This is a genomic window from Corynebacterium sp. HMSC056F09 (assembly GCF_001815785.1).
GTDB lineage: Bacteria > Actinomycetota > Actinomycetes > Mycobacteriales > Mycobacteriaceae > Corynebacterium > Corynebacterium hiratae.
Window position 1 is genome coordinate 26,486 of the sequence record NZ_KV821899.1, and the last position, 19,091, is coordinate 45,576.

Sequence of the window (19,091 nt, forward strand, 5' to 3'; positions counted from 1 at the left end):
ATGAGTGGTTCCTAAAGGTTTGGTCGCTCCTTTGATTGGTTCTTGGGCTAAGCGGACATGCAAAGAATGCCCTTGGGACTCACAACGGTAGATGCGCCCGTGAGAAGGAGTAGCAACCTCACAGACGCATCTTAATGGCAGAAAGCGCGACGCTTAGCGTCCAAAATTCTGGACGGCATATAGCTTGCCGTTTGCGCCGATGGCCATGCCAATACCCACGGACTTGGCGCGCGGGTCAAGCAGGTTCTTGCGGTGCCCGGGGGAGTCCATCCATAGCTGCACGATGCGAGCATCGGAGTAGTCGCTCCATGCCTGGAGGACGTTCTCGCCACCCGCTGGCAGGCCGGCGGGGTAGTGCGTCCAGTAGTTCGGGCGGTGACGGGTGTTGCCATCGCGGCTCAAGGTGTTGGCCCAGTCCTGCGCCAGGTTGGTCAGGTTCGGGTCAACGCGCAGCGGTGCGAGGCCATTAGCCACGCGCTGGGCATTGGTTTGATTAATGATCCCCTGGACGCTGGCGGAGGTCTGCGGTGCCGGGGTAACCGGACCTGCGGCTGCGGGGACGGTGAAGCCGAACGCGGCTGGGTTGAACGTGCCGAAGGAACTTACAGCCTGAGCAGGGGCGTTGACGGAGCCAGCGAAGAGCGCTGCGGCGGCAGCAATCGGGGCGACAATCTTAGTGGCGGTATGTCCAAACTGGAGGCGGAACATGGCGGGCACCTCTTTCTGCTTCAGGGGTTAAGTGGCGGCTTTCCTGCCGCGTACCGAGCGGTACTTTCACTTAAAATTAAAGCTCTCTTCGGTATGGAAAGGCCAGCTGACCAGCAGTTTTAAGCTTTGCCCTTATGTTTGTCGCCTTTTACGGCTCGTCCCTTAGGCTTCTTTAGATTTCCCCTACTTTTGGCTCGACTTTGTAAAGGTTGAGCTGATAGTTTCGGACAGTGGGGGTAACGCGTGGGGGTGGTCGTTCAGGATTGCATTCCTATATCCAGGGCTTTTAGGGGAAAGGGGGGCTAAACATAGCTGAAACCTTGGCTATTTCTTGGCAAAAGCATGGGTAGCTTCTGTGAATGTATAGCTTGTGCTAATGGGCGCTGTTGTGGCGCGGTGCATGGAAATGGTGATGACGAGCGTGAATAGATCCCGGGGAGAACGATCGGACCGCCTAAAGATTAAGAAAACTAATACGGCTATTGGGGTGGCTTATCGTGATGGTGCGGGGTGACTGCGGAAGCCATTGCTAAGCTCATGCGCATGGTCCTTCATGCCGCGCCGCTGCTTCTCGATGGCGGCCTGGGAACCTACCTCGAAGCCCAAGGACACGATATCTCCGGCCCGTTGTGGTCGGCGCGAGTACTGCGTGAGAACCCAGCGCTCATCGAATCTGCCCACGCTGACTTCTTCGCCGCTGGTGCCCAAGTGGCCACCACGGCGTCCTACCAAGTCACCTTCGACGTCCTTGGCGAGGAGGCGGAAACACTTCTGCGCCGCAGCGTTGCGGTGGCACGTGATGCGGCGGGCGGGGCCGTCGACAAGCACGGCGCCCTGGAGGAATACTTGGTTGCCGCATCCATCGGCCCTTATGGCGCAGGCCCAGGTGAGGGCACCGACTACGACGGGGCCTACGGCCTTAGCCGCGAGGAGCTGTACCGCTGGCATGCCCGCAGGGTAGCGGTGCTCGCGGATACGGACGCTGACTTTTTGCTTGCTGAGACCATCCCCAACGTCGACGAGGCTGCGGTACTGCTGGAACTCCTGTCGGCTCAGCCCAAGCCCTTTGCGCTGAGCATTACCGGGGCCATTGCCGCTGACCCGGTCAAGCTCATGCGTGTTATCGACCTGGTCAACCAGGCACCACGGCTGGGTGCCGTGGGCGTGAACTGCGTGAGCGCGCCCCACGCGCTTGGTGTGGTGAAGACGCTGCGCGCAGCCACCGATAAGCGGCTGCTGGCTTGCCCCAACAGCGGCGAACTCTGGGACCACGGCGCCCATGAGTGGCGGCCGGCCCCCGCTGGCGCGGTGAGTTTGGCTGAGGCCGCAACGGATCTCGTGGCCGCCGGCGCGAGCCTGCTGGGCGGGTGCTGCCGCGTGGGGCCTACTGAGATACGCCAGCTGCGCGCTTCCATCCTTCGCGCAACAAGCGACTCATCTGGGCAATAACGAAGGAATACCAGGACAACCCCACGGCACGGGGGATACAGTATTGCTATGAAAAAATCTTCTTTCCTCGCAGCATGCGCTGCGCTCCTCGTCGCATCACTGTCCGTCCCCGCCGCCAACGCCGAACTGACCCAAACTGAGCGGGATCAATTCCGTACCGACCCCGTTGGCGCGATTGCCTGGCAGGCCATCAAAGGCTCTTCGGAATATGTTCGCGCTGATGGCAACACCATGATGGCCGCGTCCTTCTTCTCTATGACTATGCCGGGGCAGAGCATCGGCATGCCCGCACTGGAGAACTGCGCAGAGCGCGTCGGCTCCTCCGCGCCGGAGGGCGGCGTTCGCTACGTGGCGGCCGCCCTGTGCGCCACCTTCGATCCGAATGCCCGCGGCGAGGTGCAGCGCGGGGACTTTGGCTACGGGCCGTTGCGCTAAGCCTCACTGTGGTCAGTCGCGCTACGCCACGTAGTGCGTAGCGCGTAGGATCGGGTGCTGTCTTAAGGAGGATTGATGCGCAAGCACGTGGTGATCATGGGAGTCTCGAGCTGCGGTAAGTCCACGGTGGGGGAGTTGCTGGCGCAGCGCACCGGCCTGCCTTTTCGGGATGGGGACGATATGCATCCGAAGACGAACATCGAGAAGATGTCCTCGGGGCAGGCGCTTGACGACGACGACCGCAAGCCCTGGCTCGAGTCCATCGGCCGCTTTCTCGCGGACCAGGACGCCGGGGCCATCGTGGGCTGCTCCGCGCTCAAGCGCTCCTACCGCGACATCATCCGCGCCGCGGCACCGGATACGGTCTTCGTGCACCTGCACGGCTCCTACGATTTGCTCAAGGAGCGCATGAGCCAGCGCTCTGGGCACTTCATGCCGATCTCCCTGCTGGATTCACAGTTCGAGACGCTCGAGGAACTGCAGCCGGGGGAAGCAGGCATCGTGCTGGATGTCAGCGCCGCCCCGGAGGAACTTGCCGCCGCGGCGGCCGAGTACCTGCAGGTCTAGAGCAGCGCGGCGGCGCCGTAGAAGATAAGGACGACGCCGAAGCCGATCGCGGAAATCAGTGCCTGGTTGACGGTCCACGTCCGAAGCGTGGTGGCTACGTCCATGCCCATGAGCCGGCCGACCAACCAGAAGCCGGAGTCATTGACGTGGCTGCCAAAGACGGAACCTGCCGCGGTGGCAAGCGTGATGAGGACCAGCTGGATTTCCGTGAAGCCGCCTGCCTCCACGGCGGGCACCATGAGGGCTGCGGCAGTGGTGAGGGCAACGGTGGCTGAGCCCTGTGCCAGGCGCAGAGCTACCGCGATGAGGTAGCAGGCCAGGATAACGGGGATGCCGAGTCCGGACATGGAATCCGCCAGCGCGTCACCGATGCCGCTGGTGCGCAGCACCCCGCCAAACATGCCGCCGGCACCGGTGATGAGGATGACGGAACAAATCGGACCAAGCGAAGACTCCACGGTCTTTTCGATGGCGCTCTTGCTTTCCCCGCGGCGCAGGCCCAGCACGGCCATCGCCGCAAGAGTGGTGATCAGCAGGGCGATCGGGGTCTGGCCTAAGAAAATGAAGAAGCGCACCCATGAGGCAGCGGGGTCGACGAGGCCAGCGGTGCCCAGCGTGGTCAGCCCGGTATTGCCAAAGATAAGCACCATGGGGATGAACAGGATGCTGAGAACCGCGAACGGGGAGGCTGGGCGCGCCGGCAGTTCCGCTTCGCTCACCAGCGCGCCGGTGACCGCTTCCTCGAGGCGGTAGGGGTACTTCTTTCCTAGGTGGAGCCCGAAGCGGTAGCCGGAGAGATACCACGTGGGCAGCGCGACGAGGAGACCGAAGATAAGGATGAGGCCGATGTTCGCGCCGAAGAACTCACCAGCTGCGACAGGTCCCGGGTGCGGTGGGACAAAGACGTGCATGACGGAAAAGGCGCCGGCGGCGGGGATGCCGTAGGCCAACACTGGGCCATCGAGGCGCCGGGCGACGGCGAAGATGACCGGCAGCATCACCATGAGACCCGCGTCGAAGAAGATGGGAAAACCCATGATGAGGGAGGCCACGCCCAGAGCCAGGGGCGCTTTGTCCTCGCCGAAGAGTTTCACGAGGGCGTCGGCAAGCGTCTTGGCACCGCCGGAGGTCTCCGCCAACCGCCCGATCATGGCGCCCAGGCCCACCAGCAAGGCCACGGAACCCAACGTCGATCCGAAGCCGCTCGTCATGGTGGGCACCACGCCATCCAGTGGGATGCCGGCGGCCAACGCAGTCAGCGCGGAGACCGTGACGAGGGTGACGAAGGCGTGCACCTTGAAGTAGATGACAAGGACCAAGATGACCGCAATTGCAGCCGCGGCGATGCCGAGAAGTGGTCCTGTCGTAAGTGTGGGTTCCCACGTATCCATGACATTCATGGATGCTGATTTTACTAATGCAACGTGCGGTGATCTAGGGACTACACCCCGAGGGCCGGGCCCACCGTGGCCCAACTGATGGCCAGCTCACGTCGGAACAGCCCCCACGTGTGGCGTCCTTCCGGAAGCTCGTAGTAATCGAGATCCACGCCAGCTGCGGTGGCTTGCTTGGCGTAGTAGGAACTGCACCAATAATCCAAGCGCTCATTGAGGCCTAGTGCCGGCAGCGGTGAGTCCTCAATGTCGACATCAAAGTCCGCCGGGCCACCGCGTGAGACGATGACAAACGTCTTCCTGCCGTGCTGCTTATCGAGGTTGAGAACCGGCGAATGCCGAGCCCACGCCGGATCCCACGGCGCACCAAAGGAGCGCGCCGGGTCCGTGCCGTAGAACGCCGCGCTGACCCACGCGAAGCCTTGCGCGACAACTCCCGTGGTCGAGGGGCAACCGGAGATGGAACCGGCTACCTTGAACCGCGGATCATAGGTGGCAAGTTCGAGTGCTGGGCCGCCAGAGTTGCTCACGCCCGCGATGCCGTCGGTACCGTTGCCGTGAAACTCGGCGTCGATAAGCTGCGGGAGCTCCTTGGTCAGGTAGGTGGCCCACTTGTACTTTCCGTGCATGTCGTGCGGCTGGGCCCAATCGGACATCATTGAGCCATAAGCACCGCGCGGCGAGACAACATTGACCTGCTTGTCCTGGAAAAACTCGGAGGCTCCTCCGCCGTCCCACCACAGTGCGTCCTCGCCTCCTCCGGCGCCACCGAGCAAGTAATAGGTCGGGCGGGGCTGAGTATTCTCCAATCCACCCGGCGGGAGAATGATGTCGTTGGTGATGACGCGGTCCATGGATGGTGAGTAGGCCTTGAACTGCCACACGTTGTCCTGGATGTGCTGCAGCTCGCGCAGCTGTGCCGGCGCGGCGGTGGCCGGTGGGCGCGTGGCTTCCGGCGCCACGACGGGAATCTTTAACAGCTGGAGTAGCGGTCCCCATACGGCAAAGATATTCTCCGCGAAGAGCACAGGCGCCAACGGGCCCAGCGCAATGGGATCGAGAGCAGAAGAGTGCTGATCAATGTCTGCGACCTCGCTGCTCAGCGAGTCTGCTGAGTGTGCGGATTCAACTGAAGACTGCGCATGTGCGAGATGAGTGTGGGGAGGAGAAAGAATCAGCCCCACCGAAAGAATGCCCGCGAGCGCGGTGCGAGAGGAAAGCATTATCTCAGAATATCCAACGAGCATCGCATCGCCTGCATTAGTGCATTAGTACATAACAGCGCTAGTGGGGCTGGGCGGGAAAACCGGAGAAACGTAAACCCCCGACCGCATGGGGGCGGTCGGGGGTTTACGCACTCTCTCGCAGCCGGACTAAGCGCCGGCGGGCTGCACACTCGTTATGTAGAGGAGGGGGCTGTTACTTAGAACAGACCATCAGCCTTCTTGCCGGTGTCCTTGACGGTGATCTCGCGGGAATCAACGTTCTGGTCGTTGTGGGTGGACTTGTCACCGTCGAGGCGGGAAATCTGGGTGACCTCGATGTAGTTCTTCAGGCGGCCTTCCTTGGTGTTGCCGTCGCCGAAGTCCAGGTTGGCAACGCGAGCGGACTCGCCAGCGTTAATCGGGTTGGCCAGGGTGACCTCGAAGGAGCGGGTGGAGGTCTTCTCGTCGAAGCCCAGGTCGCGGATGTGCGCACCGTTGGAGGAACGCGGGGTGATCAGGCGGTCAACACCCTTCGGGCCCTCAGCGGTCTTGACGTCAACGCGGTACTGAACCGCCGGGTAGTTGCCGTAGTAGCGCTCGGTGCCGACGTTCTCCAGGCGGAGAGCAACGGTGCCTGCGAAACCTGCGTGCTTAGCGCCAGAGGTGGACAGAACCGGCTTCAGGTCCAGCTTCTGCTTAGCCTCATCGGTCTTGCCGTTCTCGACGTCCTCCTGGACCTTCTTGTCGGCTTCCTCTTCCTTCTTGCCTTCGGCCTCGGAGACAACCTTCTCCTCCGGAGCAACCTCGTTGTCCTTGATGACCTCAGCGTCAGCCTCCGGGGACTTCTTCTCCTCAACAACCTTCGGGTCGTTGACGTCGGTGGTGTTCTGAGCGTCCTTGTTCGGAGCGTAGGAATCCGCGATGTCGTCGTACAGCTTGACGCGAACCTCGTTCTTCATCGGCTGCATTGCGGACCAGAAGGTCGGGGTGGACCAGGTGCCGTTCGGCTTGCAGTACTGCTGGGTACCGGTCATGTTCAGAACGCGGAAGCCGTAGGTGGCCTCACCGGTGTGGTTCGGCGGAACATCGTACGGGCCGATGGACTGGCCAGCCTCCCAGGACAGGGAGTAGGACGCGGAAGCGCCGAGCTTGGTGGCGATCTGGTGGGAGATGCCGAAGGAGCCCTCAGAGTTCTTGCCGGAGCCCTTGCCGCCCGCGTTCATGGAGGTGGTCTCAGTGCGGTCACCGTTGACGGACAGGGTGATGGACTGGGACTTGGACAGGTCCTGCTGCAGCGGGATGTCCTTCTTGGTCTGGTTGGTGGTGGAAATGGTGCCGGCCGGCATGAAGTTATCGGTCACCTTGTAGACCACGGTGCGGTGGTCCTCCCACGGGTTGCAGACCGGACGCGGGTTGAGCACGTTGGCCTTCATGTGGTCGGAGCCGTGGCTGGTGTGGACGATGGGGAGCTTGGCGTTGACGGCCGGGGTCTCCGGGTAGGACTCGGTGTGGGTTGCTGCGGATGCAGCCGGTGCGATGAGGGCGGTGCCTGCAATCGCGAGGCCGGCGATGAGGCCGGCGGTACGACGACGCTTGGTCATGGTTGTTCTCCTGGATGAAAAAGTTTGGGGCAATGTGGTGACGCACTGTGGTGGCGCTGCGTATGCGCTGTAGTGCTCAGTGCGTGACGTGAAGCAACGATAAGGTGACTTTCAGGATCGTGCACCCTAAGGATTGTTTATATTTTTGGATAGCGAAGTATATTTCGCTAGGGTGACGTGAAGGTGAACAATTGGCTAAGAAATTTGCGCCGACCTTGGTTTTGTTCAACTAGACCGTATTCTGGGAAAACGTCTCTTTGACCGTTCGGTCACAAACTAAAGAATGACCCCATACGGGGTAGAAAAAGGTTGCGCGCAGCGCTTTTTGCCAGGCCATTTTCAGCCCCAGGGGTGCGCGCGGGATTGCGCGCAGGCCCGCGGGTTACTTAAAAAATTCTTAAGGATGGCGCGTTAATCTTCTTCAATTTCCGGATCTTCGGCGCGCGCTTGCTCGAACACCTCAGCCGCTGCGCGCAGGTTAATGGTGCCGATGATGAGGCCTACCACGATGTCCGGCCACGGGCTTGCCCACACCAGCATGAGTAGGCCGGCGCCGAGAATGAGGATACTGGCGGCGACATCATTGCGTGCCGCCAGCCATGCGCCGCGCGTGAGCGCGCTGCCGTGGCGAAGTTGTATGAGCAGTACCGCGCAGAGCAGGTTGATGAGCATCGCTGCCACGGCCGTGCCTGACAACGTAAGTGGCTCAGGTACGGCGCCGGTGATGATCTTCCATATTGCCATGCCATAGGACGCCAACGCCGGAATCAGGATCAGCCCGGCTAGGCCATAGCTTGCTTTGCGACGCCCCTCCGCCGACCAGCGCAGCGCGAGCAGGACGAGCGCATTGATGAGAAAATCCTCGAGGAAGTCGGCGGCGTCAGCAAACAGTGCGGCCGAGCCGATGAAGGCGGCGATGATGAACTCGCCGAAGAATCCGAGGAGGTTCAGTGCGGCAACCCAGGCGACGATGCGCCGGGCGCGCGCGTTCAGGGTGGAGGAGGAGAGTTCTTGAGACACGGCACCTGAGCCTAGTGGGTCGAGGTGCCGCGTCCCAACCTATTTTTCTTATGAGCGGTTGTGCATTAGTCGACGATGGTGACGTCGTCCTCGCGGCGGTGCTTCTCGCCAGCGAAGCCGCCGAAAGCGGTGATAAGGGCGGTGGCAGCCAGGATGATGATTCCTGGTGTGGAACTGGGGTGCTCGTTAGAGGCGTTCAACGCGGTAGCGAGGAAGGGGAGCAGGCCTGCCACTGCAGACGCGATGTTCGCGGAAATTGCTACACCGGAATAGCGGACGTTGGCCGGGAAGACTTCCGAAAGGAGAACGCCGGAGACGGAGTAGGTGATGGTGACCAGGGAAAGCCCGATGCAGACGGCGAGCGTGAGTAGTACGGCATTGCCGGTATCGATCATTGCCCACAGTGGCCACGACATGATGGCAGTGGCAAGACCGCCGTATCCGATGAGGCGGCCGGGGCCAATCTTTTCGCCGATGCGGCCGAAGATGATGTTGATGAAGATTTGGCACACAGCGCCGAGGAGGGTGGCGTTCACGACGGTCTGGCGTTCGAAGTCCAGCGTGGTTGTGGCGTAGGAGAGGACATAGGTGCTCATGACGAAGAAGCCGCCGATGCCGAGGAAGGCGGCCGCGGAAGCAAGGCACAGTTGTGGGAAGTGCTGCGTGAAAAGTTCCTTCAGTGAGCCTTGGTGCGCAGCCTCGTCGGCCTCAGCTTCCTCTTCGAGGGCTTTGTAGACAGGAGATTCTTCAGCCTTTGTGCGAATCCACAGTGCTACTCCAAGGAAGGGGAAAGCGATGAGGAAGGGAACACGCCAGCCCCAGGAGCTCACCGCGTCATCATCAAGCATGAGCACAAGCGCGAAGGCGCCGGAGGAGAGCAGTGTGCCGGCGGGGGAGCCGATCTGCACGAAGGCCGCGTAGCGGCCGCGCTTTTCAGCCGGTGCGTGTTCGATAGCCATGGTCGTTGCACCGCCCCATTCGCCGCCGACGGCGATTCCTTGAAGCAGGCGCAAGATGACGAGAGCGATGGGTGCCCAGATGCCAATGCTGTTAAAGGTGGGCAGAAGGCCGATGATTCCGGTGGCCACACCGATGACAACGATGGAGATGATGAGTGCTGGTCGGCGGCCCATCTTATCGCCAATCTGGCCGAAAATGACTGCACCGAGAGGGCGGGCAAGGAAGCCCACGCCGAAGGTGGCGAAGGAGGCTAGGGTGGCGCCGGTGCCTGACATTCCCGAGAAGAAGAGATCGTTGAAGACGAGCGCGGCCGCGGTGCCGAAGAGGAAGAAATCATACCATTCGAGGGCTGTGCCAACGAACGCGGAACTGGCGATACGGAAGACATCTTTTGACTCGACCTTGATTTGCTCGGGGTCAGATTGGACCGGGGCAGCCGGGGGTGGATTGGTAGTCATATCCAGGTGCTCCTTGTGTGAAGTGCGTTACCTTTCCTGGAAACGATAGGTGTAGGTCACCTGAAGGGGGATGTTCTGGCAGCATTTATATGCATCACCCCATCGACTGGGCGGCAGAAGTGTGCGGTTGCACAGGACTTAAGGTGTCGCGCGGTGCAGTGCGAGCAGCACTCGGGCCGCGTCCTTGGGCCGGGTGATATCAAGGCCGGTGAGCTCAGTAACGTGTCGCAAGCGGTTGAGTACGGTGTTGCGGTGGCAGTTCAGCGCTTCGGCGGAGTCCTTGATGGAGCCGCAGTCCAGGTAGGTGGTGATGGTTCGGTACAGCGGCGCGTTCTCAAGGCGCATTTGGGCAATGGTCTGCGTCAGCTCCGTCATGCCGCTGGCTGTGAAGTCTGCGAGGGCATCTCCTGCGACAGCCCAGAGTGCATCCGCCGCTTCGGTGAGTTGGCTCAGCGGGCCGGTGGAGTCGAAGATGCGCGGCGCTTGCTGCGCCGCCGCGCGAACTCCGGCTAAGCCGATGACGTCGCGGAAAAGTATGCCCGAGATCGTCGTCAGCCCTGCGCCGGTGTCCTTTGCGGTCTGTTCGCTGGGCCTTTGGTCTCTAGGCCAGAAGGTAACGAACATCCCGCGCACAGGGTGGCCGAAGGCCTCGCCGGAGGAGATGGGGGCGTCGAGAAGCGCGCGCAATTCCACCGCCGCGGTGGGGTGCGCCACCACGACGTCGAAGTGGGTGTCAACATCGATGTTGAGTGCGCGGGCGATCTCCGCGATGCCGAGCGTGCCCAGGGACTCGGCAGCGAAGAGCCGTTCCAGGTGTCGGGCGTGAGCGCGGTGCACGTTGTGCTGCCCGCGCGCCTCCTCCAAGCGGTAAGCATCGCGGACCACGAGGTTGTACATCGTCACAACCGAATGCACCTGTGCCACATGGTCGATGAGCACGTCCTGGTCCGCGCCGGCTGTGCGGCGCAGGTGCTCCCAGAGGACCGTGAAGTCGAGCTGGATGGCGTCGATGAGCGTGGCCAGCTCCACCCCCTGATGTGCGCGCCGCCGGCCGAGGCTTTGTGCGTGGGCGCGCAGCTCCTCCTCATCCATCGCGCCGACCAGCACGTCAGTGATGCGCGCGAAGACTTCGAAGGCGGTCAGGCGCAGCTCGTCTTCGCTTACTAAGGAGTCGCCGTAGCGGCCGGAACGAGAAAAAGCAGCGAGGAAATCCTCCACCAAGCGGGGGATGGTGCCGTAGACCTCCGCGACGATGTCGTGCCAGCGTTGTTCGTGCATGTGCACAACGCTACACGTTCAGCGGTGGTGGATTGCCCTGTAGTCAGCGACGTGCTTCACTGTCCGGGCTAGCATGTGGTGACAAACACAGCACGGTCCCCGTGCAGCGTGTCAGAGAAGCAGGAGGACGCATGATCACGCGCATCGACAACGCCCACATCCTGACCCAAGACCCCACCCGGCCGGTCACGGATGCGGTGGCCTTTGCCAACGGGCGCATCCTGGCAGTAGGGGAGGACGCCCGCGCGCTGCCTGCTGACCAGGTATGGGATGCCGGTGGCCGCACGCTCACCCCGGGCTTTAATGACGCGCATTCCCACACCGTGTGGTTCGGCCAAACACTTCTGGAAGCCGATCTCTCCCGGGCCACAACGCCAGAGGATGTCTACTCTGCATTGCACGAGGCCGAGCCCAACCCCGACGGTTGGGTAGTGGCCGCAGGGTTTCGCCCCTCCGGGCTGGATGCGCCGGTGGAGATAGAGCAGCTCGACCGCGCGACCGGTGGTGCCCCGCTGTTGATCAAGCACAATTCCGGCCATGCCTACACGGTCAACACCGCGGCCCTGCGCGCGGCGGGCGTCGACCCAGCCAATCCACCGGAGGTGGAAGGCGGCGAGTTCGTTCGCGATGCCGATGGCCACTGCACCGGGCTGCTCGATGAAAACGCTATGCGCGCTATCCAAGAGGTGACACTGCCGGAATCCGGCGAGGAGATTGCCCGCGCCCTGGAACTGGCCACGCGCCGCTACCTCGAACGTGGACTGACCTCTGTCACGGATGCCGGTGTGGCTGGCGGCTGGATTGGGCACAGCCCGCGCGAGATTGCGGCCTATCAGAACGCCACCCTGCACACCCGCATGCAGGTGATGGTGACCATGGATGTGCTGCACGAGATTTCCGGACACGCCTCCGATGGGCCCGGCTGGAGCCTGGATGGTGGCCTGCGCACCGGTTTCGGCGATGAGTGGCTGCAGATCGGACCAGTGAAGATTTTCAGCGATGGCTCCCTGCTGGGAACCACTGCCGCGCTGAGTGAAAACTATGCCTGCTGCTCCCATCACGGTTACTTCCAGGGGGATCCAGAACAGATGCGCGCCCGTGCGTTGCAGGCGGCGAATTCCGGCTGGTCACTGGCCATCCACGCCATTGGGGATGCAGCGGTAGATTTTGCGATAGAGACGCTGGAGGAGGCCGTCGACAAGCATGGCGTGCCCGCCATGCCGCACCGCATCGAACACGGCGGTGTGGTGCGCCCGGACCAGATTGAGCGCCTGCGCGGCAAGCCCATCGTGGTGGTGCCGCAGCCGCTGTTCATCCGGGCCTTCGGTGACGCGATGGCGGATGCCCTCGGCCCGGAGCGCACCGCGTGGAGCTACCCGGGCAAGCGGCTTCTCGACGCCTCCCTCATCCTCCCCGGCAGTTCCGATCAGCCCGTGGCACCCGGCGTGCCCCTGGAGGTCATGCAGGCCTTCGTGGAGCGGCGCACAGCCTCGGGTCGGGACTATGGGCCGGAGGATCGTCTGACCCCCGCCGAGGCCCTCTACGCCTATACCGCAGGTTCGGCCGCGGCGACGGGCTGGGCCGGGCGCAAGGGGCAGGTGATGCCGGAGCAGCTGGCGGATTTCGTGCTGCTTTCCCAGGACCCGCTGCAGACTGAAGATTTATCCACCATCGACGTGGCCGCCACCATCGTGGGCGGCGAGCTGCGCTACGGAAGCTTTTAAGGAGTAGACATGCGAGCAACCACCAACGAACAATTCCTGGCCGATTTCCAAGCCATGTCCGCCAACGGTGCCACGCCAGGCGGTGGCGTGGAGCGACAGGCGGCCAGTGCTGGCGATAACCTCAACCGCGCCTGGTTCCACGAGGTTCTAGAGTCCCTCGGGGCGCGGGTCATTTATGACGAGATTGGCAACCAGTACGGTCTCTTTGAGCTTGCCCCCGGCGCCGAGTACGTGGGCCTGGGCTCACACCTGGATTCGCAGCCACTGGCAGGCCGTTTCGACGGTGCTTATGGCGTGCTGGCCGCAGCCCATGCGGCCGGGCGCGTGGCGCAGTCGGGCGCCAAGGCACGCTATAACCTGGCGGTGATCAACTGGTTCAACGAGGAGGGCTCGCGCTTTGCGCCTTCCATGATGGGCAGCTCCGTGTTTGTGGGAACGTTGGCGCTTGACGACGCCTACTCCGCCACCGATCTCAGCGGCGTCACCGTCGCGGAGGCTCAAGAAGAGGCCGGCTGGGCCCCGCGCGGTGAAGCTCCGAAGCTCGCGGCCTATGCGGAGATCCACGTCGAGCAAGGTAAGGAGCTTGAAGCTGCAGGCAACACGATTGGTTTGGTCACCGCCACGTGGGGCGCGAAGAAATTCCAGGCGGTGGTCTCCGGTGAACAGGGCCATACCGGCTCTACTCTGATGGCCGATAGGAAGGATGCGCTCTTCGGCGCCTCCCTCATTATTGCTTCAGTAGAGCGCCTCACCCACGAATTTGCCGAAGGCCAGCTGCAGGCTTCGGTCTCGCAGCTAACACTGGAGCCGAACTCGCCCGTGACCATCGCCCGCGAGGTGCGTTTCAACGTGGACGTGCGCTCGCCCTCCACGGAGGTGCTGGACAAAGCCCAAGCACGCCTGCAAGAGATTATTGCCGAAGCAGAGGAGGAATCGCGCACCTCAGTAGAGCTGTCGCCAACGCACGAGTGGGCTCTCAACCCTTACCCGGCGGCCGGCGTGGCGCTGGCCCGGGAGGTGGTGGAGGAGCTGGGCTACTCGCACCAGGAGATCTACACGGTGGCCGGCCATGACTCGACCAACCTTAAAGAGGTGGTGCCGACGGTCATGCTCTTCATCCCGTCCGTCGATGGCATCTCCCATAACGAAAAGGAGTTCACCACGGAGGAAGACTGCGTGGCTGGACTGGACGTGCTGACGCACGTGGCGCAACGCCTCGTGGAATCCGGGTGCGGGGAGGGCTAGGTGCCCTGCGCGCCGCCGCGCAAGACGCGCTAGTTGCTATCTGCCTTAGTCGTTATCGCTCCACGGCTCGTAGCCAAAGGCCTGTAGTGCGACCTCGAATCCGCGCTTCATCGCGGTGAGCTCTTCCTCGCTGAACTCGTAGGTGCGTAAGCGCACTGGGCCGGTAAGCGGGACATGGAGCAGGAAGCGACGGCCTTCTTCGGTGATGTCGCACAAACGGCGGCGCAGGTCCTCCGGATCGTCGTTGAGCGCAATGAGATCATCACGCACTAAGCGCTTGACAGCCTGCCCGATGGTGGCGGGTTGCCATCCTAGTTCCTTGCGCAGCTGAAGGATCGGGATGGGGCCCTTCTTATCGATGAGCCGCAGAAGCGAAAGATGGGAACCGGTGATTCCGTACTCGCGGCGCGCTTCTGTGTCGAACCTAGCCCGGGCGCGTTCGAAGCGGCGGTACTCCGCGATGGTCTCAGCGATTGGATCAATTTCTGTCACGCAATTAAGCGTAAGAGTTTTGGGTTGATGTCCGCAAATGTTTTCAGGGAATGGATTAACAGACTAAAACTTCAGCGCCCGGGCCGCATGTAATGGGGCCACAGGGCGCTGAAGTCTCTCTATCTCTCTCTGTGTGCGTTCTCTCCAACGCACGACATACAGTATGCAACTGATTGGGGGACAATGTGAAGCTTAGACCCACCTAAAGAGGAAGGGATGAGCTGTGAGATTGATGTGCGGGGCACATTCCGCTGGTTATCGCCATCAAAACGCAGCGGGCGGTGTGTGGGGAATTGCCCCCGGGGTTAATAATCGGGGTTATGGAGAGCCAAAATCGGACGGATTAATGGGGCGTTGTGAGCGGGGGAGCTTTTCCACCACAAGGCGGTAGGAGTCCGTCACAAGTTCGGTAAGAAGCTGCGGGGTGAGGCGGGGATCTGGGTGTACGGACACCCAGTGGCGCTTGTTCATGTGATAGCCGGGTGTGATGAAGGCGTGCTCGCTGCGCAGCGCTTCGGCGTCAAGGGGCTCGGCTTTGAGGATAGCCTGCGGGCGGCCAGTTGCCGCGGTGAGAAGGAGGAAGACCTTGCCGCGTACCTTGAACACGTCCCAGTCAGGGCCGAAAGGGTGCGTCAACGTCGCGCCGGGGAGTTCGGTGGCGCGGGCGCTAGCGCAGGTGTGGATGTCCATAGGAAATAGTTTCATAGAGATAGACGAAACCAGGTCTGGTCAGCGAGCAGCGTACTGAATTCTATTTTTGTTATCCCGGGGGCGTCGTGTTCAACCGTGCCTTTTCTCGTCTTCAACGGGGGCACCCATCTACAATTTTTAGATATTTTTCCGGATTCTACTTACATGTTGCATGCAACTGATCTATATTCTTGTAATCCAGGTCACGGAACGAGAGGAGGTGAACTCTAGTGGATATACCATTCCAGACTTTGGCGGATTCTCTTTTGAGAAGCCAGATCGAGAGATCCGGACTCTTGAGCAATGAGTATCTGTGCAGTGTTGCTGATATGTCGACCGACGGCAATGCCTACGCCTTCAATGTCCCGTATACGAAGAGCTTTCATGATGTCGTCATGGTCGTGGAAACAATCCAAAGCGGACCTGCTCTTGGGAACCGTTCCGATTCCCGTACTGAGCACGAAATCCCTTTGCTCCCGAAGGATCTGCAGTGCCTTTTGATTGGATGCGCCGGAAAGCAGAGCGGAGTGGAAATCTCGATCTGCTTTGAGGGTGCCCTCTGTGCTGCCTGCCTGTGCTTGCTCCCTAAAATGCTCAAAGCTTTCTTCAACCTGAGACAGTTCTTGTGTAGTTGCAAATTCCGCGGTCCGCCGGGAAAGCGGAACCTCAATCATCAATCGAATCTGAAAAACTTCAATAAGGGTATCGATTGAGGTGCTCAAGATGCGTGCCCCCTTGTTCTTCTCAATACGAACAAGCCCTCTGCGCTCAAGCTCAAGGAGAGCTTCCCTGATTGGAGTACGAGAAACTCCAAGGCTTTTGCCCAGTTCAACTGCTGAATACACCTGTCCGACTTCAAGACTGCCATCAAGAATTCCGGCTCGGATTTGCGCCGTAGCTTGTTCTGTAAGACTCGGATGTTTCTCAACTTGCTGCATTGCACAAGTATGCCACCAACACCTTTTAAAACTGAAGGAGAACTATGTCGACAAGTCGTTTTGGTGTTATAGGCGCCGGAATTATCGGCGCAGCTGTAGCCCGCGAGATCACGCTTCGATTTCCCGGAGCAGAAGTAACGGTCCTTGAAAAAGGGTATGAACCTGCTGAACACCAGACCGGTCATAATTCAGGCGTGGTCCATGCAGGTCTCTACTATGAGCCAGGCAGTCTTAAAGCCCGGCTTTGCCGCCGAGGGGTCGAGTTGATCAAGCAATATGCTCAGGCCAAGGGGGTTGCGTACGACGAGTGCGGCAAAATTCTTGTCGCAACTACTCCCGAGGAGGAGGAACGTCTCCGCGAAATTTTTAGGAAGGCAACTGACAACGGTGTTCCAGGTGTTCGTCTTCTTAACGGAAGTGAAATCACATCTGTAGAGCCTAATGCCAAGGGGACATTGGCCCTTCATTCTCCCGAAACCGCCATTATCGATTATCCCGGAATCACAAGAGCCCTGATTGCAGATATCCGCGAAGCGGGGGGAACAGTGAAATTCGGCGAGGAGGTTATAAGCATTGATTCAAGCTCAGATCGGGTCGCTGTAAAGACAAAGAATGAGTCATTTGAATTCGATTACCTGATCGCTTGTGCCGGCCTGCAGTCGGACCGAGTCGCAAAGATGGCCGGAGGAGACGAGTTCCCGAAGATCGTGCCGTTCTTTGGGCAGTACATGCAACTTGCTCCAAAGTATGAAGGTATCACAAACGGTCTTGTTTACCCCGTTCCCGATCCTGCTTACCCATTCCTTGGAGTACACCTGACCAAGCGAGTGGATGGAGCTATGCTCGTGGGGCCCAACGCCTTCCTCTCCTTCGGTCGCGAAAACTACAGCGGTGTGAACATAGGCATCAAGGACACATTAGACATCGCCTTCAACTTTGGTTTTTGGCAGTTTGCAGCGAAGAACATGCTCGCTGCAGTCCGAGAAATGAAGGGGCTCCTATCCCGCCAACAATTCGTCAATGGCGCCGCTGGACTTGTACCAGGCGTTATGGACGCCGAGGCAAAACCATTGCCACGAGGTGTTCGTGCACAGGCAATGGATAAGGACGGAACTCTCGTCGATGATTTCGTTATTGAATACCTCGGAAATTCAACGCTCATCCGTAATGCGCCATCTCCTGGTGCGACTTCCTCACTCGCAATTGCTGAATACATCGTCGAACAAGTCTCAGAAAAGCACGACCTCTAATTTTCAATTCTCGAAAGGAGCACACAAAGATGACTACAAATTCTGCCTCAACGCCGGCTCCACAGGTTGAGACTCCTGAGCAGGAGAAGTCGCGTCTTCGTAAAGTTTTGGCCGCTACGTTAATCGGTACGACCGTCGAGTGGTACGACTTCTATCTTTATGCCACTATGGCGTCCATCGTTTTCGGACAGCTCTTTTTCAGCGATGATAGTTCCGAAACAGCTACCCTCAAAGCCTTTGCTACTTTTGCCGTAGGCTTCATTGCCCGTCCAATTGGCGGTATTGTCTTTGGCCACATGGGGGATCGAATCGGGCGTAAAAAGACCCTTGTCATTACCTTCACGCTTATGGGGCTTTCGACGTTCTTAATCGGTATTCTTCCTACTTATGAGACAATTGGCCTTGCGGCTCCTGTACTTTTGGTAACTTGCCGGATTTTCCAGGGCATGGGTGCAGGTGCTGAGTATGCCGGCGCCGCCGTAAATTCGTACGAGCACGCTAAGGAAGGCCGTAGGGGGCGCCAAGGTGCCTGGCCGGCACTTGGCCTCAACCTTGGTCTTGTTCTCTCATCCGGAACCATCTTTTTATTGACCTTGAACGGAGATGAGTTCCTTATGAACGGTGGCTGGCGAATTCCTTTCGTTATTTCCATCGTTCTGGTCGGAGTTGGAATGTGGGTACGCCGTTCGCTGCCTGAGTCGCCCGAATTCAAGCAAGATGTTGTCGAGGAAAAGAAGACGGTCACCTTTTCTGAGGTCTTTAAATACAATTGGAAGGGCTTAATAGTTGTTCTCGGCATCGCGATTGGGTACAACGCGCTTAGCTACATCTTCAAGACGTTTTCTGTGGCGTACCTCAAAGAATTTCAGGAGGTCAGCGCTAACATTGCGTCCGGAGCGGTCATGGTCGCGGGCTGTGTTGCCATTTTTGCTGTCCCGATCTTCGGTGAAGCGTGTGACCGTTTCGGTTCCAAGATGGTCATCGCCACCGGAGGTGTTCTTTCAGCACTCTTTGCTTTCGGATTCCTCGCTCTACTTGAGACTGGTACTGCATGGGGCGCCTATGTCGCAATTGCGATTGGAACGGGCATCCTTGCCCCGATGATGTTCTCGGCACAAGGATCATTCCTAAGCCGCCAGTTTCCGACCGAAGTCCGCAGTACTGGTGTAGGTTTTGCGCGTGAACTCGGTACAGCCATTGCGGGCGGACTGGCCCCCTTGGGTGCGCTTTCTCTTGTTACGGCTTCTCCAACGAATTCGACAACTGGTGTTGGGATCGTGTTGGTTGTATCGGGTGTCATGGTCCTAATCTTCGCGCTTTTTGATCAGGGAAAACACCTTACAAACGAAAAGAATTAGCCCAGTCCAACCTATTTTCTCCGTCAGTATGAACGCAGATAGAACTCCTGCTTTAATCCATGCTTAGAGTGTCGATGACCGCTAAGATTGCGTGCATTGAACTGAGTAGATCCTGCTAGTTTGACGGTGCAATGAGTGGGGCTGAACAGCGGTTGTTGCTTCAGAACTTACCAGGTGAAAACACCGCTGGGCCCCTCCCACGATTCCTCGGGGAAGGGCCCAGCAGCGTCTCTATCAAGTTCCTCCGATTATCGGCCACTGGCCGCCCTCCGGAGGATGAGGGGTTCTCTCTCTCGCATGCGCTCTCTCAAACGCACAA

General features: G+C 59.9%; 17 protein-coding genes. 7 read left to right on the forward strand and 10 right to left on the reverse strand.

What is annotated here, in order from left to right; all coding sequences use genetic code 11:
* Positions 1-153: 153 nt before the first annotated feature.
* Positions 154-708, reverse strand: coding sequence for a CAP domain-containing protein (locus HMPREF3056_RS02525; protein ID WP_070701145.1), 555 nt, complete (start codon positions 706-708; stop codon positions 154-156).
* Positions 709-1,218: 510 nt separating this feature from the next.
* Here HMPREF3056_RS02525 and mmuM point away from each other — a divergent pair.
* The 3 genes from mmuM to HMPREF3056_RS02540 all read left to right on the forward strand — a co-directional run bounded on the left by mmuM (position 1,219) and on the right by HMPREF3056_RS02540 (position 3,159).
* Positions 1,219-2,157 (forward strand): homocysteine S-methyltransferase, encoded by a 939-nt coding sequence (mmuM, locus tag HMPREF3056_RS02530; protein ID WP_246822458.1) that lies wholly within the window; start codon positions 1,219-1,221, stop codon positions 2,155-2,157.
* A gap of 48 nt (positions 2,158-2,205) precedes the next feature.
* Entirely contained in the window at positions 2,206-2,592 is a 387-nt protein-coding gene (locus tag HMPREF3056_RS02535) for a hypothetical protein (protein ID WP_046647691.1), read from the forward strand.
* 75 nt (positions 2,593-2,667) lie between these two features.
* Positions 2,668-3,159, forward strand: coding sequence for a gluconokinase (locus tag HMPREF3056_RS02540; RefSeq protein ID WP_046647692.1), 492 nt, complete (start codon positions 2,668-2,670; stop codon positions 3,157-3,159).
* On the opposite strand, the gene HMPREF3056_RS02545 is transcribed toward HMPREF3056_RS02540, so the two are convergent.
* The 6 genes from HMPREF3056_RS02545 to HMPREF3056_RS02570 form a co-directional block, all read right to left on the reverse strand.
* Positions 3,156-4,550: a GntP family permease gene (locus tag HMPREF3056_RS02545; RefSeq protein ID WP_046647750.1), complete on the reverse strand. Its 1,395-nt coding sequence runs from the start codon at positions 4,548-4,550 to the stop codon at positions 3,156-3,158. The genes HMPREF3056_RS02540 and HMPREF3056_RS02545 overlap by 4 nt on opposite strands.
* 50 nt (positions 4,551-4,600) lie before the next feature.
* A complete protein-coding gene (locus tag HMPREF3056_RS02550) occupies positions 4,601-5,776 on the reverse strand; it encodes an alpha/beta hydrolase (RefSeq protein WP_070754040.1) in 1,176 nt (391 codons plus the stop codon).
* Between the two features lie 200 nt (positions 5,777-5,976).
* Complete coding sequence (locus HMPREF3056_RS02555) at positions 5,977-7,359, reverse strand: hypothetical protein (RefSeq protein WP_070754041.1); 1,383 nt, start codon at positions 7,357-7,359, stop codon at positions 5,977-5,979.
* A gap of 411 nt (positions 7,360-7,770) precedes the next feature.
* Positions 7,771-8,379, reverse strand: coding sequence for a cation efflux transmembrane domain-containing protein (locus HMPREF3056_RS02560; protein WP_070754042.1), 609 nt, complete (start codon positions 8,377-8,379; stop codon positions 7,771-7,773).
* A gap of 65 nt (positions 8,380-8,444) precedes the next feature.
* Positions 8,445-9,797 (reverse strand): MFS transporter, encoded by a 1,353-nt coding sequence (locus tag HMPREF3056_RS02565; RefSeq protein WP_070701132.1) that lies wholly within the window; start codon positions 9,795-9,797, stop codon positions 8,445-8,447.
* A gap of 138 nt (positions 9,798-9,935) precedes the next feature.
* Entirely contained in the window at positions 9,936-11,075 is a 1,140-nt protein-coding gene (locus tag HMPREF3056_RS02570; RefSeq protein WP_070701130.1) for a PucR family transcriptional regulator, read from the reverse strand.
* A 131-nt stretch (positions 11,076-11,206) separates the two neighbouring features.
* Here HMPREF3056_RS02570 and HMPREF3056_RS02575 point away from each other — a divergent pair, with 131 nt between their 5' ends.
* Both HMPREF3056_RS02575 and HMPREF3056_RS02580 read left to right on the forward strand, forming a co-directional pair.
* The gene (locus HMPREF3056_RS02575) at positions 11,207-12,799 is read left to right on the forward strand and encodes an amidohydrolase (RefSeq protein WP_070754043.1); all 1,593 of its coding nucleotides are present in this window, start codon (positions 11,207-11,209) and stop codon (positions 12,797-12,799) included.
* 9 nt (positions 12,800-12,808) lie between these two features.
* Positions 12,809-14,044: a M20 family metallo-hydrolase gene (locus HMPREF3056_RS02580; RefSeq protein WP_070701127.1), complete on the forward strand. Its 1,236-nt coding sequence runs from the start codon at positions 12,809-12,811 to the stop codon at positions 14,042-14,044.
* Positions 14,045-14,089: 45 nt separating this feature from the next.
* Here the strand turns inward: HMPREF3056_RS02580 and HMPREF3056_RS02585 are convergent, their stop codons facing one another.
* The 3 genes from HMPREF3056_RS02585 to HMPREF3056_RS02595 all read right to left on the reverse strand — a co-directional run bounded on the left by HMPREF3056_RS02585 (position 14,090) and on the right by HMPREF3056_RS02595 (position 16,164).
* Positions 14,090-14,536, reverse strand: a complete 447-nt coding sequence (locus tag HMPREF3056_RS02585; protein WP_070701125.1) for a MarR family winged helix-turn-helix transcriptional regulator — start codon at positions 14,534-14,536, stop codon at positions 14,090-14,092.
* 318 nt (positions 14,537-14,854) lie between these two features.
* Positions 14,855-15,241 carry an MmcQ/YjbR family DNA-binding protein gene (locus tag HMPREF3056_RS02590; RefSeq protein ID WP_070701123.1) on the reverse strand — a complete coding sequence of 129 codons (387 nt, stop codon included), beginning with the start codon at positions 15,239-15,241 and terminating at the stop codon, positions 14,855-14,857.
* Positions 15,242-15,453: 212 nt separating this feature from the next.
* Positions 15,454-16,164: a GntR family transcriptional regulator gene (locus HMPREF3056_RS02595; RefSeq protein WP_070701121.1), complete on the reverse strand. Its 711-nt coding sequence runs from the start codon at positions 16,162-16,164 to the stop codon at positions 15,454-15,456.
* A gap of 44 nt (positions 16,165-16,208) precedes the next feature.
* Between HMPREF3056_RS02595 and lhgO the strand changes: the two genes are divergently transcribed.
* Positions 16,209-17,414, forward strand: a complete 1,206-nt coding sequence (gene lhgO, locus HMPREF3056_RS02600) for an L-2-hydroxyglutarate oxidase (protein WP_070701119.1) — start codon at positions 16,209-16,211, stop codon at positions 17,412-17,414.
* A 29-nt stretch (positions 17,415-17,443) separates the two neighbouring features.
* The gene (locus HMPREF3056_RS02605; protein ID WP_070701117.1) at positions 17,444-18,772 is read left to right on the forward strand and encodes an MFS transporter; all 1,329 of its coding nucleotides are present in this window, start codon (positions 17,444-17,446) and stop codon (positions 18,770-18,772) included.
* The last annotated feature ends 319 nt before the right edge of the window (positions 18,773-19,091 follow it).

What these genes read in the sequence shown, in the direction of transcription:
- HMPREF3056_RS02590 (WP_070701123.1), bottom strand. Translation starts at nt 15,241, where the DNA reads ATGAAACTATTTCCTATGGACATCCACACCTGCGCTAGCGCCCGCGCC.
- HMPREF3056_RS02595 (WP_070701121.1), bottom strand. Translation starts at nt 16,164, where the DNA reads ATGCAGCAAGTTGAGAAACATCCGAGTCTTACAGAACAAGCTACGGCG.
- HMPREF3056_RS02570 (WP_070701130.1), bottom strand. Translation starts at nt 11,075, where the DNA reads ATGCACGAACAACGCTGGCACGACATCGTCGCGGAGGTCTACGGCACC.
- HMPREF3056_RS02550 (WP_070754040.1), bottom strand. Translation starts at nt 5,776, where the DNA reads ATGCTTTCCTCTCGCACCGCGCTCGCGGGCATTCTTTCGGTGGGGCTG.
- HMPREF3056_RS02525 (WP_070701145.1), bottom strand. Translation starts at nt 708, where the DNA reads ATGTTCCGCCTCCAGTTTGGACATACCGCCACTAAGATTGTCGCCCCG.
- HMPREF3056_RS02545 (WP_046647750.1), bottom strand. Translation starts at nt 4,550, where the DNA reads ATGGATACGTGGGAACCCACACTTACGACAGGACCACTTCTCGGCATC.
- HMPREF3056_RS02580 (WP_070701127.1), top strand. Translation starts at nt 12,809, where the DNA reads ATGCGAGCAACCACCAACGAACAATTCCTGGCCGATTTCCAAGCCATG.
- HMPREF3056_RS02540 (WP_046647692.1), top strand. Translation starts at nt 2,668, where the DNA reads ATGCGCAAGCACGTGGTGATCATGGGAGTCTCGAGCTGCGGTAAGTCC.
- lhgO (WP_070701119.1), top strand. Translation starts at nt 16,209, where the DNA reads ATGTCGACAAGTCGTTTTGGTGTTATAGGCGCCGGAATTATCGGCGCA.
- HMPREF3056_RS02565 (WP_070701132.1), bottom strand. Translation starts at nt 9,797, where the DNA reads ATGACTACCAATCCACCCCCGGCTGCCCCGGTCCAATCTGACCCCGAG.
- HMPREF3056_RS02575 (WP_070754043.1), top strand. Translation starts at nt 11,207, where the DNA reads ATGATCACGCGCATCGACAACGCCCACATCCTGACCCAAGACCCCACC.
- HMPREF3056_RS02555 (WP_070754041.1), bottom strand. Translation starts at nt 7,359, where the DNA reads ATGACCAAGCGTCGTCGTACCGCCGGCCTCATCGCCGGCCTCGCGATT.
- HMPREF3056_RS02535 (WP_046647691.1), top strand. Translation starts at nt 2,206, where the DNA reads ATGAAAAAATCTTCTTTCCTCGCAGCATGCGCTGCGCTCCTCGTCGCA.
- HMPREF3056_RS02605 (WP_070701117.1), top strand. Translation starts at nt 17,444, where the DNA reads ATGACTACAAATTCTGCCTCAACGCCGGCTCCACAGGTTGAGACTCCT.